21 protein-coding genes are annotated in these 17,533 nt (G+C 70.4%); 14 read left to right on the forward strand and 7 right to left on the reverse strand.

Annotated elements, in window-relative coordinates; translation table 11 throughout:
- The first annotated feature begins 3 nt into the window (after positions 1 to 3).
- Together CF8_RS01880 and CF8_RS01885 are read left to right on the forward strand one after the other, a co-directional pair.
- Positions 4 to 519 carry a SigE family RNA polymerase sigma factor gene (locus CF8_RS01880; RefSeq protein ID WP_010831445.1) on the forward strand — a complete coding sequence of 172 codons (516 nt, stop codon included), beginning with the start codon at positions 4 to 6 and terminating at the stop codon, positions 517 to 519.
- Complete coding sequence (locus tag CF8_RS01885) at positions 516 to 1,769, forward strand: hypothetical protein (RefSeq protein ID WP_010831446.1); 1,254 nt, start codon at positions 516 to 518, stop codon at positions 1,767 to 1,769. Before CF8_RS01880 ends, CF8_RS01885 begins: the two co-directional genes overlap by 4 nt.
- On the opposite strand, the gene CF8_RS01890 is transcribed toward CF8_RS01885, so the two are convergent.
- From CF8_RS01890 to CF8_RS01900, 3 genes are all read right to left on the reverse strand, one after another.
- A complete protein-coding gene (locus CF8_RS01890) occupies positions 1,763 to 2,467 on the reverse strand; it encodes a class I SAM-dependent methyltransferase (RefSeq protein ID WP_010831447.1) in 705 nt (234 codons plus the stop codon). The genes CF8_RS01885 and CF8_RS01890 overlap by 7 nt on opposite strands.
- 13 nt (positions 2,468 to 2,480) lie before the next feature.
- The gene (locus CF8_RS01895; RefSeq protein WP_010831448.1) at positions 2,481 to 3,119 is read right to left on the reverse strand and encodes a VOC family protein; all 639 of its coding nucleotides are present in this window, start codon (positions 3,117 to 3,119) and stop codon (positions 2,481 to 2,483) included.
- Positions 3,120 to 3,193: 74 nt separating this feature from the next.
- A complete protein-coding gene (locus CF8_RS01900) occupies positions 3,194 to 3,955 on the reverse strand; it encodes a hypothetical protein (protein WP_010831449.1) in 762 nt (253 codons plus the stop codon).
- Positions 3,956 to 3,999: 44 nt separating this feature from the next.
- Here CF8_RS01900 and CF8_RS01905 point away from each other — a divergent pair, with 44 nt between their 5' ends.
- Genes CF8_RS01905 through proC form a run of 7 tightly spaced genes read left to right on the forward strand, consistent with a single transcriptional unit; the run spans position 4,000 to position 9,583 of the window.
- Positions 4,000 to 4,941: a Ppx/GppA phosphatase family protein gene (locus CF8_RS01905; protein ID WP_010831450.1), complete on the forward strand. Its 942-nt coding sequence runs from the start codon at positions 4,000 to 4,002 to the stop codon at positions 4,939 to 4,941.
- The gene (locus CF8_RS01910; protein ID WP_010831451.1) at positions 4,938 to 5,726 is read left to right on the forward strand and encodes a sugar phosphate isomerase/epimerase family protein; all 789 of its coding nucleotides are present in this window, start codon (positions 4,938 to 4,940) and stop codon (positions 5,724 to 5,726) included. The genes CF8_RS01905 and CF8_RS01910 overlap by 4 nt, the downstream gene beginning before the upstream one ends.
- 7 nt (positions 5,727 to 5,733) lie before the next feature.
- Complete coding sequence (locus tag CF8_RS01915) at positions 5,734 to 6,321, forward strand: TetR/AcrR family transcriptional regulator (RefSeq protein ID WP_010831452.1); 588 nt, start codon at positions 5,734 to 5,736, stop codon at positions 6,319 to 6,321.
- Positions 6,322 to 6,353: 32 nt separating this feature from the next.
- Positions 6,354 to 7,067 carry an ABC transporter ATP-binding protein gene (locus CF8_RS01920; protein WP_010831453.1) on the forward strand — a complete coding sequence of 238 codons (714 nt, stop codon included), beginning with the start codon at positions 6,354 to 6,356 and terminating at the stop codon, positions 7,065 to 7,067.
- Positions 7,064 to 7,792: an ABC transporter permease gene (locus CF8_RS01925; protein WP_010831454.1), complete on the forward strand. Its 729-nt coding sequence runs from the start codon at positions 7,064 to 7,066 to the stop codon at positions 7,790 to 7,792. The genes CF8_RS01920 and CF8_RS01925 overlap by 4 nt, the downstream gene beginning before the upstream one ends.
- A gap of 48 nt (positions 7,793 to 7,840) precedes the next feature.
- Complete coding sequence (locus CF8_RS01930; protein WP_010831455.1) at positions 7,841 to 8,776, forward strand: proline dehydrogenase family protein; 936 nt, start codon at positions 7,841 to 7,843, stop codon at positions 8,774 to 8,776.
- 6 nt (positions 8,777 to 8,782) lie between these two features.
- Positions 8,783 to 9,583, forward strand: coding sequence for a pyrroline-5-carboxylate reductase (gene proC / locus CF8_RS01935; RefSeq protein ID WP_010831456.1), 801 nt, complete (start codon positions 8,783 to 8,785; stop codon positions 9,581 to 9,583).
- 264 nt (positions 9,584 to 9,847) lie between these two features.
- Here the strand turns inward: proC and CF8_RS01940 are convergent, their stop codons facing one another.
- Positions 9,848 to 10,513: an HAD family hydrolase gene (locus tag CF8_RS01940; RefSeq protein ID WP_010831457.1), complete on the reverse strand. Its 666-nt coding sequence runs from the start codon at positions 10,511 to 10,513 to the stop codon at positions 9,848 to 9,850.
- Positions 10,514 to 10,517: 4 nt separating this feature from the next.
- On the reverse strand, positions 10,518 to 11,180 hold the full coding sequence (locus CF8_RS01945; RefSeq protein WP_010831458.1) for a TetR family transcriptional regulator: 663 nt from the start codon (positions 11,178 to 11,180) through the stop codon (positions 10,518 to 10,520).
- A gap of 95 nt (positions 11,181 to 11,275) precedes the next feature.
- Here CF8_RS01945 and CF8_RS01950 point away from each other — a divergent pair, with 95 nt between their 5' ends.
- The 5 genes from CF8_RS01950 (at position 11,276) to CF8_RS01965 (ending at position 15,290) form a co-directional block, all read left to right on the forward strand.
- Positions 11,276 to 12,457 carry an acetoin utilization protein AcuC gene (locus CF8_RS01950; RefSeq protein ID WP_010831459.1) on the forward strand — a complete coding sequence of 394 codons (1,182 nt, stop codon included), beginning with the start codon at positions 11,276 to 11,278 and terminating at the stop codon, positions 12,455 to 12,457.
- Between the two features lie 202 nt (positions 12,458 to 12,659).
- Positions 12,660 to 12,842, forward strand: a complete 183-nt coding sequence (locus tag CF8_RS01955; protein ID WP_269634805.1) for a helix-turn-helix domain-containing protein — start codon at positions 12,660 to 12,662, stop codon at positions 12,840 to 12,842.
- A 138-nt stretch (positions 12,843 to 12,980) separates the two neighbouring features.
- Positions 12,981 to 13,082: a 30S ribosomal protein bS22 gene (locus tag CF8_RS21315; RefSeq protein WP_008356322.1), complete on the forward strand. Its 102-nt coding sequence runs from the start codon at positions 12,981 to 12,983 to the stop codon at positions 13,080 to 13,082.
- An 11-nt stretch (positions 13,083 to 13,093) separates the two neighbouring features.
- A complete protein-coding gene (locus tag CF8_RS01960; protein ID WP_010831460.1) occupies positions 13,094 to 14,095 on the forward strand; it encodes an NAD-dependent epimerase/dehydratase family protein in 1,002 nt (333 codons plus the stop codon).
- Positions 14,088 to 15,290, forward strand: coding sequence for a lysophospholipid acyltransferase family protein (locus tag CF8_RS01965; RefSeq protein WP_010831461.1), 1,203 nt, complete (start codon positions 14,088 to 14,090; stop codon positions 15,288 to 15,290). The genes CF8_RS01960 and CF8_RS01965 overlap by 8 nt, the downstream gene beginning before the upstream one ends.
- A 24-nt stretch (positions 15,291 to 15,314) precedes the next feature.
- Here the strand turns inward: CF8_RS01965 and CF8_RS01970 are convergent, their stop codons facing one another.
- Together CF8_RS01970 and CF8_RS01975 are read right to left on the reverse strand one after the other, a co-directional pair.
- Complete coding sequence (locus CF8_RS01970; RefSeq protein ID WP_010831462.1) at positions 15,315 to 16,526, reverse strand: DUF5667 domain-containing protein; 1,212 nt, start codon at positions 16,524 to 16,526, stop codon at positions 15,315 to 15,317.
- A gap of 130 nt (positions 16,527 to 16,656) precedes the next feature.
- Positions 16,657 to 17,430: a sigma-70 family RNA polymerase sigma factor gene (locus CF8_RS01975; protein ID WP_010831463.1), complete on the reverse strand. Its 774-nt coding sequence runs from the start codon at positions 17,428 to 17,430 to the stop codon at positions 16,657 to 16,659.
- Positions 17,431 to 17,533: the final 103 nt, after the last annotated feature.

Below are 17,533 nucleotides of genomic sequence, written 5' to 3' on the forward strand. Positions count from 1 at the left end.
CCTGTGGCCAGACGCGATGACGACTTCGTCGCCTTCGTCGATGCGCGTTCCGCTGCCCTGCTGCGGACCCCGCGACTGCTGTCGGCGGGAGATCGGCATGCCGCCGAGGACCTCGTGCAGACCGCCCTGGAGAGGGCGTACGTCGCCTGGCCCCGCATCAAGCGACGCGAGGCCCAGGAGTCCTACGTCCGTTCGATCATGACCCGCGCGGCGATCGACCGCACCCGTCGCCGCCAGCGTCGCGGCGAGGTGCTCACCGGTGAGGTGCCCGAGACGGTCACCGTCCCCGCCGGACCCGAGGACCGCGACGCGGTCTGGGGCCTGCTCGCCGCCCTGTCGCCGCGCCAGCGCGCGGTGCTGGTGCTGCGCTACTACGAGGACCAGTCCGAGGTGCAGATCGCCGAGACCCTCGGCTGCAGCACCGGCACGGTCAAGGCCCATGCCTCACGCGGCGTCGCCCTGATGCGCGAGCTCTGCGCCGACCCCGCCACCTTCCACGCGACAGGACTGAACCGATGAGCATCGACTCCCAGATCCGTGACCGCCTCCACTCGGCCGTCGACGACACGACCGCCCCGCCCGCCTTCGCCCGGACCGTGATGAGGCGAGGACGTGCGCGGCGCCGTCGTCGGAACGCCGCGGGCGTGCTTGCTGCTGCCGGGGTCATCGCCGTCGGGAGCACGTTCGTGATCCCCGACTCGCCCACGGCTCGCGAGGGTCAGGTGGCCAATGGTGGACAGCGCTTCGACGCCGCGATGGCGTGGGCACAGAGGTTGCCGAAGGGCGCCAACGCCAAGCTCCCCTACTACGGCGAGGGTGGCCTTCGCGACGGCGACACCGTGGTGCCGCTGCCCGAGGGAATCGCCACGGTCGTCGCGCCGCAGCGAGCCCGCGGCGGCTGGGTTGTCGCCCTCGCCCCGATGGAGAACGCTCTCGCGCCCGCGGTGCTGGCATCCGACGGATCGATTCGGACGCTCCCGGCCGCGCCGTTCGGCGACGGCTCGGCCGACGCCACCATTGCCGTCTCGCCTGACGGATCCCAGGTCGCCTACGGCGATCGCGTGGTGGACCTCGCAACGCTGGACACGACGGAGATCCCGCACAACCCGGCCTACGAGCCGATCGCAGATCCCGGCCACGACCAGTCGATCCGGCTCAACGGTTTCACCGACCAAGGTCTCGTCTACCGGGGCTCGCCCACGACGAAGGGCTGGGGCACCACCTGGCTACTCAAGGGCGACGGCACCACGGTCGAAATCGAACCGCCCACCGACAGCCACATCCCCCAAGGTGGCCCCGCCGACTTTGCGATCTCCTACGACTACACCGAGAAGGCCAACACCTGCACCACGTCCTTCTGGCTCATTGGCGCTGCCTGGCAGGAGCAGGGCACCGGGTGCATGGGCAGTTACCTGTCCGAAGCCGTGGACGTGTCTCCCGATCGCCGATGGTTGCTCACCGATCACCTGCCGCGGGTCTGGAACCTGAGCAACGATGGCTTCACCGAGGTCGACATCCCACGCGACCTGGTGTCCAACGGCGAGGGATGGATGGGCAACGCTGGGTGGGAGAGCAACGACAGCTTCCTGCTGGCTCTGGTCGATCAGCGGATGGGTGCCTACACGGTGAGTGAGCCGGTCAAGCAGCAGCTCCAGATCGTGCGCTGCACGATGTCGACCGGCACCTGCGAACGAGCTGGCGACCTGCAGCACCTCATGGTGAGCGGCGAGGTGTGGGGAACGTCAGAGGTGACCTTCACCGGTCAGTAGTCACGCCACCACACGTTGACGGCGTAGTCGACGTCGGTGCCCTCGTGCGACGCGATGATCTCCTCGGCCAGCTCCGGCGTGAACTCGATCCGCACCACGGCCTCGAGGTCTGCTCGCGACGAGAACGACCACCCCATGTCGACCGGGATGCGCGTCCACCCACGCAGAGACCAGAAGGTCTCGACAGCGGAAGGGTCGACCATCGGATAGCCCCGGCGGAACCACGACCCGAAGGTCGAGCGCGAGCCGTCGTTGTCGATGACGAACGCCGTCCCGCCGCGCGCCATCACCCGGTCGAGCTCGACCAGCCCCGGCTCGCACCCGGGGCCGAAGAAGTAGGCCCAGCGCGCGTGCGCGACGTCGACCGACGCGTCCGGGACCGGGAGGGCCTGCGCCGTACCGACCGAGACAGTGACGTTGCCCAGCCGGCGGGTACGGCGCTGCGCCAGCCGCGCGAGGTCAGGGTGCGGTTCCACGCCGATGACGGAGGTGGCGCTCGCAGCCCAGCGGGGGAGGTGGAAACCCGAGCCGCAGCCGATGTCGGCGAAGCGCAGCCCGTCCCAGGGCGCCACCGAGGCCATCGCGGCCTCGATCCGTCCGTGCGGATCGGCCGCGCGGTTCTCGAGCTCGTAGGTCGCCGGGTGGTGCCAGATGTTCGGCGACGGGGTCGCGCCCTCGATCCGCGGAGGGCGCGTCATGCCGGGGGGAGCGTCAGATCCGGACCAGACCCGACGGGGTCTGGAACTGCGCGGCCAGGATGCCGGGGGTGCCGTTGGGGGCGACCCACTCGACCTTGACGTCCTCGAGCGGTGCCTCGACGGTCTCGCCGAGCCACTCGCTGACCCGCTGCGGGTCGCCGGCGATCTCGAGCGTCGCGAGCGCGAAGTCGGTGTCGGCGCCCGTGCTCGGGTGCATCGCGTCGGGCGACTCCCACTGGATGAAGAACGGGAGCTGCGGGTCGGCCATCAGGTCGTTGACGCCGATCTGCTTCCAGAGCAGCTCCTCGCCGGTCGGCAGGTGGCGGTTGCCCTTGACGGCGTCGCGACCGAGGCGCTGCTCGACCGCGGTGATGTCGTTGATCGCCACGACCCAGCCGAGCCAGCCGCCGCCGGCAGCCGAGCGCGCACGCACGGCCTGCCCGAAGGGAGCCTTGTCGCTGGCCGGGTGGTCCAGGACCTCGACGATCTCGAGGTAGGTGCCTCCGTCCAGGGGCAGGATCATGTTGCGGGTGCCGAAGCGTGGGTGCACTCCACCGTCGATGAAGTCCTTGCCGAGCAGGCCCCCGATGCGCTGGGCGGTGCTGGCGAGGCCATCAGGTCCGGCTGCGAAAGAAAGATGGTCCAGGCGCATGCAGGCATTCTGACCCCGCTGGCCGCGAGGGCCGGACAGGGGGGTCGGGTTGTCTTGACGTCGAGAAAACTCGGTCAGCGTGGATCGGCGGGATGCAGCGCCAGCGCGGAGCGCGAACGCACGTGTGCCTCGCAGTGGCGCACGAGCTCGACGTATCCGTCCTTGCCCATCAGCTCGGTGAGCTCCGCCTCGTGGGTGACGAACACGGGCTCGAGCGCGACGTGCGCCTCGGTGTTGCCGGAGCAGTACCAGTCGAGGTCGTGGCCGCCCGGACCCCAGCCGCGGCGGTCGTACTCACCGATCGCGACCTCGGTGTAGGAGGTCCCGTCCTGGCGCTCGACGGTGCGGAACGTGCGCCTGATCGGCAGCTGCCAGCAGACGTCGGGCTTCGTCTCGAGCGGGTTGCGACCCTGCTCCAGCGCCAGGCCGTGCAGCGCACAACCCGCCCCGGTGCTGAAGTCTGCGCGGTTGTGGAAGATGCACGCCGACTGCCCGTCGTGCTCACGGGTGAGGGTCTTGCGCTCCCCGTCGTCATCCTTCTCCACCCAGTCCGCCTTCGTGGCGGTGCGCCCGGGGTGGAACTGCCACTGCTCCGGGGTCAGCTGGGCGACGAAGCCCGCAACCCGCGACTCGTCGTCCTTGTCGGCGAAGTGGGCACCGAGCGTGCAGCACCCGGTGTCGGGGGCGTCGGCATAGATCCCTTGGCAGCCCTGGCCGAAGATGCACATGAAGCTCGACGTCAGCCACGTCAGGTCGCAGCGGAAGACCTGCTCGTCGTCCGCCGGGTCGGCGAACTCGACGTACGCACGGGGAAAGACGAGATCGACTTCGGGCACTGGACGATCCTACGGGCGGGCACCTTGCCTAGTAGTTTGGTCCCATGCGCCTGGGCGTCCTCGACATCGGCTCCAACACCGGTCACCTCCTCGTGGTCGATGCGCACGGTGGCGCCGCGCCGCTCCCGGCCTTCTCGCACAAGGAGCCGCTCCGGCTGGCCGAGCACCTCGACGAGCGCGGCGCCGTCACCCAGCAGGGCATCGACGCGCTGACGGACTTCTGCGCCTCGGCCGTGCGGGTCGCCGAGGACAAGGGCTGCGCCGACATGCTCGGCTTCGCCACCTCCGCGGTCCGCGACTCCGTCAACGCCGACGACGTGCTCGAGCACGTCCGGCGCGTCGCCGGGGTCGACCTCGCGGTGCTCTCCGGAGAGGACGAGGCCCGGCTGACGTTCCTCGCCGTACGCCGCTGGTTCGGCTGGTCTGCCGGCCGGCTGGCCGTCTTCGACATCGGCGGTGGTTCGCTGGAGATCGCCGGCGGCTCCGACGAGGCCCCCGACGTCGCCTGGTCGCTGCCGCTCGGCGCTGCGCGCCTGGCCCGCACCTGGTTCGGCGGCGACCGGCCCGACGAGGAAGCAGTGCGTCGGCTGCGCCGCCAGATCCGCGCCGACATCGCCGACAATGCCGGTCACCTGCTCCGTCCCGGCACCCCCGACCGGGCGGCGGCCACCTCGAAGACGTTCCGCTCGCTGGCGCGGATCTGCGGTGCGGCGCCCAGCGGCGAGGGTGCGCTGGTGCCGCGCGTGCTGGAGCGCGCCACGCTCGCGGAGTGGATCCCCAAGCTCATCGCCCTGACCGGCGACGAGCTCGCGCACCTGCCCGGTGTCTCGCCCAGCCGCACCCACCAGATCGTCCCCGGCGCGCTCGTTGCCGAGGCCTGCATGGACATCTTCGACCTGCCCGCGCTGGAGATCTGCCCGTGGGCGCTGCGTGAGGGCGTCATCCTGGAGCGGATCGACCAGATCTCAGTCTTGAGCCCGACGTGACCTTGATCGGCCTCTCCACCGCCTCGGTCTATCCCGAGTCGACCGCCCACGCCTTCGGCTATGCCGCGCAGCTCGGCTACGACGCCGTCGAGGTGATGGTCGGCATCGACTCGCTGTCCCAGCAGACGTCGGCGATCAAGCAGCTCATCGACCACCACGAGATGCCGGTGTGCGCGATCCACGCTCCCTGCCTGCTGTGGACGCAGCGCGTGTGGGGCACCGAGCCGTGGGGCAAGCTCGAGCGCTCCGCCGACCTCGCCCTCGAGGTCGGTGCCGACGTGGTCGTGGTGCACCCGCCCTTCCGCTGGCAGCGGGAGTACGCCGCCGGCTTCGTCGACGGCATCGCCGCGCTCGAGAGCTCGACCGGCATCGCCTTCGCCGTCGAGAACATGTATCCGTGGCGGGCGTCCTCGCGCCGCGGGATGGAGATGTACCTCCCGAGCTGGGACCCCAGCCAGCACAACTACGCCAACACCACCATCGACCTCTCCCACGCGGCGATCGCCGGCTCCGACGTGATCGAGATGGCCGACCGGCTCGGCGACCGGCTGCGCCACGTCCACCTCACCGACGGCAGTGGCTCGGCCAAGGACGAGCACCTCGTGCCCGGCCGCGGGGTGATGCGTGCCGGCGAGTTCCTCGGCCACCTCGCCGAGCGCGACTTCGCCGGTCACATCATCCTGGAGATCAACACCCGACGCTGCAGCACCCGCGACGAGCGGATCGCCGACCTGGCGGCCTCCCTGGCCTTCGCGCGCGAGCACTTCGCCGTACGAACGAACTGATGCGCTGATGGCTCGCGGTCGCCGCCCCGGCGCCTCCGACACCCGCGCGGCCGTCCTGGCCGCTGCCCGGACGTCCTTCGCGGAGCACGGCTTTCGCGGTACGACGATCCGCGCCGTCGCAGCGGCCGCCGGTGTCGACCCCGCGCTGGTGCACCACTTCTTCGGCACCAAGGACGACCTCTTCCTCGCCGCGATGGCGCTGCCCGTCGACCCGCGCGAGGTCATCGCACGCGTGGTCGAGGGCCCCGTCGAGGACGCGGCCGACCGCTTCCTGGCCGCCTTCCTGGGCGTGTGGGAGGACCCAGCGCTGCAGCCGGCCCTGCGGGCCGTGGCGCGCCGGATGCTCGAGCCCGGCGGTGACCGGCTGCTGGCGGAGGGCTTCTTGCCGGTGGTGGTCCAGCCGGTGGGGGCGAGGCTCGGCCTCGACCGCCCCGAGCACCGCATGACGCTGGTCGCGAGCCAGATGATCGGCCTGATCCTGCTGCGCTACGTCCTCCGGGTGGAGCCGCTCGCGTCGTTGCCGGCGGACGTCGTCCGGGCGACCTGTGCGCCCACCCTCCAGCGCTATCTCACCGGCGAGCTGCCCGACGCTTGACGGGCGCTCGTCCCGCGAGCACAATTCAACACATGATGAATAACATCGTCATCACCGACCTGAGGGTCGTGCGTGGGGGACGCGAGGTGCTGCCCGGCATCTCGCTCGAGGTCGGCGCGGGCGTCACCGGTCTGCTGGGGCCCAGCGGCTGCGGGAAGTCGACGCTGATGCGTGCGGTCGTCGGCGTCCAGCAGGTCCGCTCCGGCAGCGTCGAGGTCCTCGGCCGGCCCGCCGGCTCCAAGCCGCTGCGCGACCGCGTCGGCTACGTCACCCAGGCCGCGAGCGTGTACGACGACCTCTCGGTCGCGGAGAACCTGCGCTTCTTCGCCCGGGTGCTCGGGGTCGCGGCGATCGACGAGGCCATCGACCGGGCCGTCGCGGCCGTCGACCTCGACAGCCACCGCGACCAGGTCGTCGGCAGCCTCAGCGGCGGCCAGCGGGCGCGAGCCAGCCTGGCCGTCGCGCTCCTCGGCGACCCCGACGTGCTCGTCCTCGACGAGCCCACGGTCGGGCTCGATCCCGTGCTCCGCCGCGACCTGTGGGCGCTCTTCCACCGCCTCGCCGACGCCGGCAGGGTCGTGCTCGTCTCCAGCCACGTCATGGACGAGGCCGAGCGCTGCGACCGGCTGTTGCTCATGCGGGAGGGCCGGATCATCGCCAACGGCACCCCGAGCGAGATCCGCGGCGACGCCCGCGACATCGAGGACGCCTTCCTGCGCATCGTCGAGGGCGAGGCCGTCTCATGAGGACCCTCGCCGTCGCCGGTCGCGTGCTCACCCAGATCCGCCGCGACCACCGCACGCTCGCCATGCTGCTCGTGCTGCCGTGCCTGCTCATCACCCTGCTCTGGTGGATGTTCGCCGACCTGCCCGGCGCGGCCTTCGACCGCTTCGGCCCGGGCCTGCTCGCGCTCTTCCCGTTCATCGTGATGTTCCTGGTCACCAGCGTCACCACCCTGCGCGAGCGCAGCAGCGGCACCCTCGAGCGCCTGCTGTCGATGCCGCTGGGCAAGCTCGACTTCCTGCTCGGCTATGCCGTCGCCTTCGGCGCCATCGCGGCGGTGCAGTCCGCCCTCGCGGTCGCGGTCAGCGTCGGCCTGCTCGGGCTCGACGTCAACGGGCCGGTCTGGTTGCTGGGCGTGGTCGCGATCGTCGATGCCGTGCTCGGTACGGCGCTGGGCCTGTTCGTCAGTGCGTTCGCGGCCACCGAGTTCCAGGCCGTCCAGTTCATGCCGCTCGTCGTGGTCCCGCAGATCCTGCTGTGCGGGCTGTTCGTGGCCCGCGACAGCCTGCCGCGGGTGCTCGAGGTGATCAGCGGGGTCCTGCCGCTGTCCTATGCCGTGGACGCCATGCAGGAGCTGGTCGGGACGGCCGACGAAGCGGTCGTCTGGGGCGATGTCGGGGTGGTCCTGGGGTTCGCCCTCGCGGGGCTGGCGCTCGGTGCCGCGACCCTGCGGCGCCGTACGGAATGAAGCAGGCTGGCTCGGCCCGGCGAGGTCGGTCGGCGTAGCCTGTGCGCCATGTCACTGCTCCGCCAACCGATCCTCCTTCTTGCCAAGAGCGACAAGGTGAAGAAGCTCGTCAGCACCATGCCGGTCTCTTCAGGAATCGTCACCAGCTATGTCCCCGGGGAGTCCACGGAGGCGGCCGTCGACGCCACCTCCGGCCTCATCGACGACGGCCTTCGCGTCACCCTCGACTTCCTCGGCGAGGACACGTTGGACCTCGCGCAGGCCGAGGCCACCGTGGCCGCTTACAAGGAGCTGCTCGCCGAGCTCGCCAACCGCGGGCTGGCCAGCAAGGCCGAGGTGAGCGTCAAGCTCTCCGCCGTCGGCCAGGCGCTCCCCGACAACGGCGAGAAGATCGCGCTGGAGAACGCGCGCGAGATCTGCCGCGCCGCGCGCAACGCCGGCACCACGGTCACCCTCGACATGGAGGACCACACCACCACCGACTCGACGCTGGCGATCCTGCACGAGCTGCGCAAGGACTTCCCCGAGACGGGTGCCGTCCTGCAGGCGATGCTCCACCGCACCGAGGCCGACTGCCGCGCGCTGGCCCACGAGGGCTCGCGGGTGCGTCTGTGCAAGGGCGCCTACATGGAGCCCGAGTCCGTCGCGTTCCAGGAGCGCATCGACATCGACAAGTCCTACGTCCGCTGTCTCAAGGTGCTGCTGGCTGGTCAGGGCTACCCGATGATCGCCAGCCACGACCCGCGGATGATCCAGATAGCGTCGTCGCTCGCGAGCCGCTACGGCCGCCGGGTCGGCACCTACGAGTTCCAGATGCTCTACGGCATCCGTCCCGAGGAGCAGAAGCGCCTGGCCGCCGCCGGCGAGACGGTGCGCGTCTACATCCCCTACGGCCAGGAGTGGTACGGCTACCTCATGCGCCGGATGGCCGAGCGCCCGCAGAACCTCACCTTCTTCCTCCGCTCCCTCGTCTCCAAGAGTTAGGCAGTCATGACTACAGCGATCATCGGTGCCGGCGTGATGGGCGAGATGCTGCTCTCCGGACTCGTCCGGGCGGGCCGCCGTGTCGACGACCTCATGGTCGGTGAGAAGCGCGCCGAGCGGGCCCACGAGCTCGAGGAGCGCTACGGCGTCGCGGTGGTCTCCAACATCGAGGCGGCCAGCAAGGCCGACACGGTCGCGCTGGTCGTCAAGCCGCAGGACATGGCCGCGGTGCTCGAGGAGATCGCGCCGGTGCTGCGTCCTGGCCAGCTGATCGTGAGCCTGGCCGCCGGCATCACCACCGCCTTCATCGAGTCGCGGGTGCCCGAGGGCATCGCGGTCGTGCGGGTCATGCCCAACACCCCCGCGCTGGTCGACGAGGGCATGGCCGCCATCTCGCCCGGCTCGCACTGCGACGACGCCCACCTGGCCGAGGCCGAGTCGCTGCTCGCCTCGACCGGCCGCGTCGTGCGGGTGCCGGAGAGGCAGCAGGACGCGGTCACCGCGATCAGCGGCTCGGGTCCCGCCTACATCTTCTTCGTCGTCGAGTCGATGATCGAGGCCGGTGTCCACCTCGGGCTGCCGCGCGCGACGTCGTCCGAGCTGGTCATCCAGACGCTCTACGGCTCGGCCAAGATGCTCCGCGAGACCGGCACCCACCCCGCGATCCTGCGCGAGCAGGTCACCTCGCCGGGCGGCACGACGGCTTCCGCCCTGCGCGAGCTCGAGATCCACAAGGTCCGTGCTGCCTTCCTGGCTGCCATGGAGGCCGCCCGCAACCGCTCGCGCGAGCTCGCCGAGGGCAGCTGAGCGTTGTGCCGGGGGGCCCAGCCTCGCCCTGAACTTCCACTCGAGCGAGTGGAAGTTCATCGAGGTCCACGCTCAGCCTCGTGCCCGACGGTGTGAAGTTCCGCCCGTGCGAGTGGAAGTTCATCGGAGCGCGACAGCGATGGGCGCCGGGGCTCTGGCCAGCGCGCCGGGCCGCCCCGATCGCAACGTCCGACGATCCGGCTGCCCCGGCGACCGGGGTGTCGGACGTCCCGGGTGACGTCCGACGACCAGGTCGTACGGCGATCAGAACCGCAGCTCCTCCAGCGAGCGGATCCGCGGCGAGTGCGAGGGGTGCTCGTCCCGCCGATCCAGCAGCAGGGCCTGCAGGCCGGCACCGACGGCGCCCTGGACGTCCGCCACCAGCGAGTCGCCGACCATCAGCGCCTCGGCCGGGTCGACGCCCAGTCGCGCGCAGGTGCCGATGAAGGGCGCTGGGTCCGGCTTGCCGAACGGGAACTCGTCGGAGGTGAACACCTGGTCGACCTCGTCGATGAGCCCGACCCGCGCGAGCTTGAGTCGCTGGTGGGCGTGGTCGCCGTTGGTCAGGACCGCGGCGAGAAGCCCCGCTCCGCGCACCCGGCGCAGGGCGGGGACGGCGTCCGCGAAGCAGGCCCAGCTGGCGTGGTAGGCCTCGGCGTAGCCCTGGAAGGCCTCGTCCGCGGCCTCGTCGATCGCGAGGTCCAGGTGGGGGAGAAACTCCCGCACCCTCGCCCGGCGCTGCTCGGCGAAGGTGATCTCCCGCTGCTGGTAGCGCTCGTAATGAGGAGTCGCGATCGCCGCCCACCGCACCGCGAGCTCGTCGTCCGTGCCGGCCAGGCCTTGCCCGCGGGCCCACTGGACGCATGCCGTCCGGGCCGCGGAGGTGTGGTCGACCAGGGTGTCGTCGAGGTCGAAGATCACCGCGCGCATCGGCTCAGGCCCGCAGCGAGTCGAGCAGTGCGACGAGGTCGTTGACGACCCCCCGCACGACGGGGACGCGGGAGAGCCGGCCGAGCTTGTCGACCAGTGGGACGAGGCCGGCGATCAGCGCGAGCGTGCGCTGCTGGCCGGCGCTGCGGTCGTGCACCCAGAACAGCACGACGCCCATGTGCAGCAGCCACAGCAGCTCGGGCAGGCGAGGCTTGAGCGAGGATGCGACCTTGAGGTCCGAGCCCGCGAGCAGCTCGGCGAAGATCGCGATGCTGGCCTCCCGGGCCTCGGCAGACTCGGGGGAGAACGGCGACAACGGGCTGGTCGGCTCGGCGGCGTTCTTGAAGAAGGTGCCGGCAAATTCGTGGTACGGCGCCGCGACCCGCACCCACGCGGTGAGCACCCCGCGCAGGCGCGCCGCGAAGTCGGTCTCGGTGTCGAGCACGGTGCGCGTGGCCTCGAGGTGCTCGACCTGCATCTGGGCGTAGAATGCCTGGATCAGGTGCTCCTTGCCAGCGAAGTAGTAGTAGGCGCTGCCCAGCGAGACGCCCGCGGCATCGGCGATGCCGCGCATCGTCGTGCCCTCGAAGCCCGAGGTCTGGAACAGGTCCATCGCCGACGCGACGATCTTCGCGCGGGTCTGCTCGGCCTTGGCGGATCGGGTCACGCCGCCACCCTAGAGACACTCTTGAACATGTTCACCTCTGGTCGTCTGTCGAGCCGTCCCGGCGACGATCTCCTGCGGGGGATAGGTTCGGCTGCATGGTGGAGTGCTCCGGACCGGCGTCGGTCGTCTTCGACTCGTCGCTGACGGAATACAACTTCGGGCCCTCGCACCCGATGTCACCGATCCGCGTCGACCTCACGATGCGCCTGGCCGAGGAGCTCGGTGTCCTGGCCGGGCTGACGGTGGTGCCCCCGCCGATGGCCGACAACGACCTGATCGCCACGGTCCACACGCGCGAGCTGATCGCCGCCGTCACCCGCATGGGCATCGACGGTGGCGAGGACCCGTTGCACGGGCTCGGCAGCGACGACAACCCGGTCTTCGAGGGCATGCACACCGCCGCGGCGCACGTCGTCGGCGCCACGGTCGAGGCCTGCCGCCAGGTGCTCAGCGGTGAGTCGCTGCACAGCGCCAGCATCGTCGGCGGCCTGCACCACGCGATGGTCGACCGCTCGAGCGGCTTCTGCATCTACAACGACATCGCGGTCGGGATCCAGCACCTCCTCGACAGCGGCGTCGAGCGCGTCGCCTATGTCGACGTCGACGTGCACCACGGCGACGGCGTGGAGAAGATCTTCTACGACGACCCGCGCGTGCTCACCATCTCCTTGCACGAGACCGGCCAGATGCTCTTCCCGGGCACCGGGTTCCCGCAGGACTCTGGCGGCGAGGGCGCCGAGGGCACCGCGGTCAACGTCGCGCTCCCGCCCGGCACGGCCGACGGCGGCTGGCTGCGCGCCTTCCACGCGATCGTCCCGCCGGTGCTGCGCGAGTTCGCGCCGCAGGTCCTCGTGACCCAGCACGGCTGTGACTCCCACATGGAGGACCCGCTCGCCCACCTGATGCTCAGCGTCGACGGCCAGCGCGCCGCCTACCTCGCGCTGCACGAGCTCGCGCACGAGATCTGCGACGGCAAGTGGGTCGTCACCGGTGGGGGCGGCTACGCCCTCGTCGAGGTCGTGCCGCGTGCCTGGACCCACCTGTTGGCGATCGTCGCCGGAGCGCCGCTCGACCCGGCGACCGAGACCCCGCAGGCCTGGCGTGACCACGTCCTCGACGTCCTGGGTCGTACGGCGCCGCACCGCCTCACCGACGGTCGCAACCCGGCCTACCGGGACTGGTCGGGGGGCTACGACCCCGAGACGTGGCTCGACCGGGCGATCATGGCGACCCGCAGCGAGGTGTTCCCGCTGCACGGGCTCGACCCCTATCCGTGAGCCGGTCGGCGTACTCGAGATGCCCCGGATCAACCCGACACGCCGAGCGCCCCACAAGTTTCTCTAGTCACACCCTTCCCCACAGGTCACATTGGCCCTATCTTTGCGAAAAGAGCGCCACGAACTTGTGACACCGGTGGGGAAGCCGGTGCCGTTGCGCAGAAGGAATGGTGCACAGATGGCTCCCAACAAGCCTGGAGACATGTCCGACGTCGTCTTCTTGACGATTGCTGAGGTCGCATCCAAGATGCGCGTCTCGAAGATGACGGTCTACCGACTCGTCCACAACGCAGAGCTGCCGGCCGTTCGCGTCGGCCGCTCGTTCCGCGTGACCGAGGACGACGTCAACGAGTACCTCCGCAAGAGCTTCTACAACGCCGGATAGTTCCGGCGCGCAGGCTGGGCGGACACCGATTCTTGCCCTCCCAGCCTGCCCAGTAGGCTGTGCGGGTCGTGCGGGCACCTGCCTGTGCGCCGCGCGCGCATCCGTTTGCGTGTGCGCAGGTTCGTGAAAGGTCTTTCCGTGGGTTCTGTCATCAAGAAGCGGCGCAAGCGCATGGCCAAGAAGAAGCACCGCAAGCTGCTCAAGAAGACGCGCGTGCAGCGTCGCAAGCTCGGCAAGTAACACCTGTCGTCATGGGACGGGTCGTGCTGGTCACCGGGATATCCCGTGACATCGGCCGTCGCTTCGCGCGCGCTGCCGCCAGCGACCCGTCCATCGACCGCGTCATCGGCGTCGACGTGGTGCCGCCACGCGGCGACATCGGCGACGTCTCCTTCGTGCGCGCCGACATCCGCAGCCCCGTCATCGCGAAGGTGCTCGCGAAGGACGACATCGACACCGTCGTCCACATGAGCGTCATCGCGACCCCCGGCTCGGCCGGCGGTCGCAACACGATGAAGGAGCTCAACGTCATGGGCACGATGCAGCTGCTCGCTGCGTGCCAGAAGTCGCCGACGATCAAGAGCCTGGTCGTGAAGTCGACGACCACGATGTACGGCGCCAGCTCGCGTGATCCCGCGATGTTCACCGAGGACATGGGACCCAAGCGGGTGCCCAGCACGGGCTATGCCAAGGACACCTACGAGGTCGAGGGCTATGTCCGCGGCTTTGCGCGCCGGCGTCCGGACGTCAACGTCACGACCATCCGCGCGGCCAACGTCATCGGCCCTCACGTCGTCAGCCCGATGACGAGCTACTTCCGCCTGCCGGTCATACCGCGGGTGCTCGGCTTCGATCCGCGGCTGCAGTTCCTGCACGAGGACGACCTGCTCGACGTGCTGCGGCACGCTGCGGTCTCCGACATCTCCGGCACCTTCAACGTCGCCGGTGACGGCATGCTCATGCTCACCCAGGCGATCCGCCGGCTGAACAAGCCGACTGTGTCGATGCCGACGTTCGCCCTCGGTCGCGTCGGGTCTGCGCTGCGACAGGCCCGCGTCGTCGACTTCTCGCCGGAGCAGCTCACCTTCTTGACCTACGGCCGCGGCGTCGACACGACGCGCATGCGCGAGGAGCTCGGTTTCGAGCCGCGCTACTCCACCGCAGCCGCGTTCGCCGACTTCGCCGTCTCCATGGGGGTCCCGCTGCGCGGCGACCTGCTCGCTCCGCCTCCGAAGGGGGAAGTCCGTGTCTGATCGCGACCCGTCCGACGCCGACATCATCCCGATCGGCACCAGCGGCCGTCCCGGTCGCGGGACCGGACGTGCACGACCCTCCGCGGCGGCGCGCAGCCTGGCCGGCCCGGCGCCGAAGCCCGCCGCCAAGAAGGCTGCCTCGAAGCCTGTGCCCCAGGTTGGGTCGAAGGTGGAGCCCACGCCGGCAGCGACGACGCCCGCCGCGACCGAGCCCGTGACTCCGCGACCGACCCGGGAGTCCGGGCCGTCGAGGACCGCGTCGCGCCCCGCCGTCACCACCGAGGAGCGCCACCCGCTCGCGGGCGTCCCGATCGGGGACTGGCTCTCGGCCTTCCAGGGCGCCGCCGTCGAGCTCTTCGGCGACCAGTGGGAGCGCCGGCTGGCCGAGATGATGGCGTTCCTGCGCCGTCGACTCTCGGGCGAGTACGTCGTGGACGAGTACGGCTTCGACACCGAGATCACCGAGCGCTTCTTCATGGCCGCGCTGCGCCCGATCGCGCAGAAGTGGTTCCGCGTCGAGGTCCGTGGTGTCGACAACATCCCGACCACCGGTGGCGCGCTCGTCGTGTCCAACCACTCCGGCACCGTGCCCATCGACGGCCTGATGACCATGTTGTCGATCCACGACGAGACGGGTCGTTTCCTGCGACCCCTCGGCGCCGACCTGGTCTTCAAGCTGCCCGTCGTCAGCGCCTTGGCCCGCAAGGGCGGGGCGACGCTCGCGTGCAGCGAGGACGCCGAGCGGATGCTGTCCGGTGGCGAGCTGGTGGGCGTGTGGCCCGAGGGCTTCAAGGGCATCGGAAAGCCATTCAGCGAGCGCTACAAGCTGCAGCGCTTCGGCCGTGGCGGCTTCGTGTCCGCGGCGCTGCGCACCGGCGTGCCGATCATCCCGCTGTCGGTGGTGGGCGCCGAGGAGATCTATCCCCTCGTCGGCAACATCCCGTCGCTGGCCCGCCTGCTGGGCGTCCCCTACATCCCGATCACGCCGTTCTTCCCGCTGCTCGGACCGCTCGGGCTGGTGCCGCTGCCGTCCAAGTGGCTGCTCGAGTTCGGCGAGCCGATCCGCACCGACTCCTACGACGCGGTCGAGGCCGACGACCCGATGCTGGTCTTCAACGTCACCGACCAGGTGCGCGAGACCATCCAGCAGACCCTTTACACCCTGTTGCGCGAACGCCAGAGCGTCTTTCGCTGAGCTGCGACGCTGACGGGCGTCGCGTCAGGGGAGCAGCGGGTCGGTCGCGCTGTCGACGGTGCCCTGCAACCCGTCGACCGTGCCGTCGAGGGTCGTGCCGACACCGGTGAGCGCCTCGTCGGCGACCGGCAGGCCGTCCGTCGCGGTCGACAGGTCGCCGGTCAACAGCTTGGTGACGTCGTTGACCTGCTTCTTCACGTCGACCTTGGGCGTGCTGGGCTTCGGGGTGGGGTTCGACGTCGGGGCCGGGTCCGGCACCTCGAGGTCGGGCACCTCGACGCCGGCGACGTCCGTGCCCGACAGCGGGTCGGGAGCTGCGGGGGACGTGGGCCTGGGGGGCGCCGCCGCCGTGACCGGCGTGAGCAGGTCGGGATCCTGGCTCGCGGTGACGATCACCGTCGAGACGCCGGAGGGCGGAGCGCTGGCCGTGAGCAGGTTGGGCGGGATCGACGCGACGCCGCCATCGCAGGTCGGGCAGGCGCGGCTGGCGCGCTGGTCGATCTCGGCCAGGCGCTGGCTGGCAGCGACGAGGCTGTCGTCGGCCGAGTCGGGCAGGTCGGACTCGAGCGCGGACAGGCGCTGCATGCTCGCGCCGGTGAAGGTGCGCAGCTCGGTGATCGATGCCTCGTCACCCGTCGTGGCGTAGGCCGACAGCAGCACGTCGGAGGCCTCGCTGGCCTGCTCGGTGAAGGTGTCGAGGGTGGGCTCGAGAGCGCTGATGCTGCGCGGGCTGCCGTCGGCGGCGAGGTCGCGGACCTCGTCGAGCCGCCCACGGGCACTGGCGAGGAGCGCCTCACCCCGGGCGGTGTCGTCACGGGCGAAGTCGGTCTGGGCGTTCTCGAGGGCGCGCTTGACGGGATAGAGCGACTCGCCGGGCAGGGCGCTCTGGGCGGCGACGGCCATGGAGGTGGTCGCCCCGAGCATGGCGGCGAATCCCAGGACGGTGGCGAGTCGACGGTCGCGGCGGTAGGACCGGACGGGCAGGACGAGGCGCTGCTCCTCGGCCGTGAGCGGACGGGAGGCCTGCGGGAGCAGGGCGGTGTCGGCCTCTGCCATCAGGCGCAGGCGCAGGTCGGAGACGAAGTCGGCCCGCGGGGCCGGCTCCGGAATGGCTCGCAGGTCGCGGACGACTGAGAGCAGGTCGGCGAAGGCCGTGGCGTCCTGCTCAGTGAAGGGACGCGAGAGTGCCGCGTCGAACTCCTCTGCACGCCTTCGTGCCGAGAAAGGCCCAGTCATCGCATTCTTCCTTGGGTTCGCAGGCTGTACGTGGCAGCCGATCGGTGCCCCTCCACCGGGCCAAACGACCCGGTGAGGACGGAAGTTACGCGCGCGGGCGCAGCACTTGAGAGACGTCGGTTACGTTTGTTCATCGGTCGTGCGACCCTTCGGGCATCAGCTTGGCCAGATTGCGCACCCCGCGCAGCTGCAGCTGCTTGACCGCTCCGTCGGAGCGGCCCAGCGCCGCGGCCGTCTCGGCGATGCTCAGGCCCTGCAGGAAGCGCATGATCAGGCACTCGCGCTGCTCCGGCGGGAGCTGGGTCAGTGCCTTGAGCAGCACCTCGTTGGTCAGCCCCGCGAGCACCGCTGCCTCCGGGCCCTCGGTCACGTCGTCGTGCAGGCCCATGTCCTCGGTCGTCATCTCGAGGCGGGTGCGACCGGCCTTGAAGTGATCGGTCGTGAGGTTGCGCGCGATCGTCATCAGCCAGGCGCCGAAGTCGCGGCCCTGCCAGCGGAAGTTGTTCATGCTGCGCAGCGCACGGAAGAAGGTGTCGGCCGTCAGGTCCTCGGCCAGGGTCGCCGAACGCGTGCGGTAGTAGAGGAAGCGGTAGACCGACGGCTGGTAGTGGTCGTAGAGAATGCCGAACGCTTCCTTGTCGCCGCCGCGCGCGAGCTCGACGAGCGCGATCAGCCGCGTGCGGTCGGCCTCGCTCTCCTCCGAGGAGGTGGCCTGGTCGGCGTCGCCGTAGTCGCCGTTGGGTGCGCCCGCGGGACCGGTCGCGGGTCGCGGCGACATGGCCGCCTCGGACAGGGCCACGTCGAGGTGGACGCCCATCGCCGTACACAGGGACGGCGACAGGGCCAGCGCCAGGACGCGCCTCAGCGCATCCAGTCCAGCCGACAGTTCGATGTCGCGCGACATACGTAGAACACCCTCCCAGGTGTGACCAGTGTCTCGGTCACTCGGCAAGGGTATGCGGGCGAGCCCACATATGGAACCGAACTCACATGGTGATCAAGACGGG

It is taken from the genome of Nocardioides sp. CF8 (genome assembly GCF_000389985.1).
In the GTDB taxonomy this organism is placed as follows: Bacteria; Actinomycetota; Actinomycetes; order Propionibacteriales; family Nocardioidaceae; genus Nocardioides; species Nocardioides allogilvus.

Coding starts and splice junctions, on each gene's coding strand:
- CF8_RS01885 (WP_010831446.1), top strand. CDS start 516: ATGAGCATCGACTCCCAGATCCGTGACCGCCTCCACTCGGCCGTCGAC.
- CF8_RS01890 (WP_010831447.1), bottom strand. CDS start 2,467: ATGACGCGCCCTCCGCGGATCGAGGGCGCGACCCCGTCGCCGAACATC.
- CF8_RS01895 (WP_010831448.1), bottom strand. CDS start 3,119: ATGCGCCTGGACCATCTTTCTTTCGCAGCCGGACCTGATGGCCTCGCC.
- CF8_RS01905 (WP_010831450.1), top strand. CDS start 4,000: ATGCGCCTGGGCGTCCTCGACATCGGCTCCAACACCGGTCACCTCCTC.
- CF8_RS01915 (WP_010831452.1), top strand. CDS start 5,734: ATGGCTCGCGGTCGCCGCCCCGGCGCCTCCGACACCCGCGCGGCCGTC.
- CF8_RS01920 (WP_010831453.1), top strand. CDS start 6,354: ATGATGAATAACATCGTCATCACCGACCTGAGGGTCGTGCGTGGGGGA.
- CF8_RS01925 (WP_010831454.1), top strand. CDS start 7,064: ATGAGGACCCTCGCCGTCGCCGGTCGCGTGCTCACCCAGATCCGCCGC.
- CF8_RS01930 (WP_010831455.1), top strand. CDS start 7,841: ATGTCACTGCTCCGCCAACCGATCCTCCTTCTTGCCAAGAGCGACAAG.
- proC (WP_010831456.1), top strand. CDS start 8,783: ATGACTACAGCGATCATCGGTGCCGGCGTGATGGGCGAGATGCTGCTC.
- CF8_RS01940 (WP_010831457.1), bottom strand. CDS start 10,513: ATGCGCGCGGTGATCTTCGACCTCGACGACACCCTGGTCGACCACACC.
- CF8_RS01950 (WP_010831459.1), top strand. CDS start 11,276: ATGGTGGAGTGCTCCGGACCGGCGTCGGTCGTCTTCGACTCGTCGCTG.
- CF8_RS01955 (WP_269634805.1), top strand. CDS start 12,660: ATGTCCGACGTCGTCTTCTTGACGATTGCTGAGGTCGCATCCAAGATG.
- CF8_RS01960 (WP_010831460.1), top strand. CDS start 13,094: ATGGGACGGGTCGTGCTGGTCACCGGGATATCCCGTGACATCGGCCGT.
- CF8_RS01970 (WP_010831462.1), bottom strand. CDS start 16,526: ATGACTGGGCCTTTCTCGGCACGAAGGCGTGCAGAGGAGTTCGACGCG.
- CF8_RS01975 (WP_010831463.1), bottom strand. CDS start 17,430: ATGTCGCGCGACATCGAACTGTCGGCTGGACTGGATGCGCTGAGGCGC.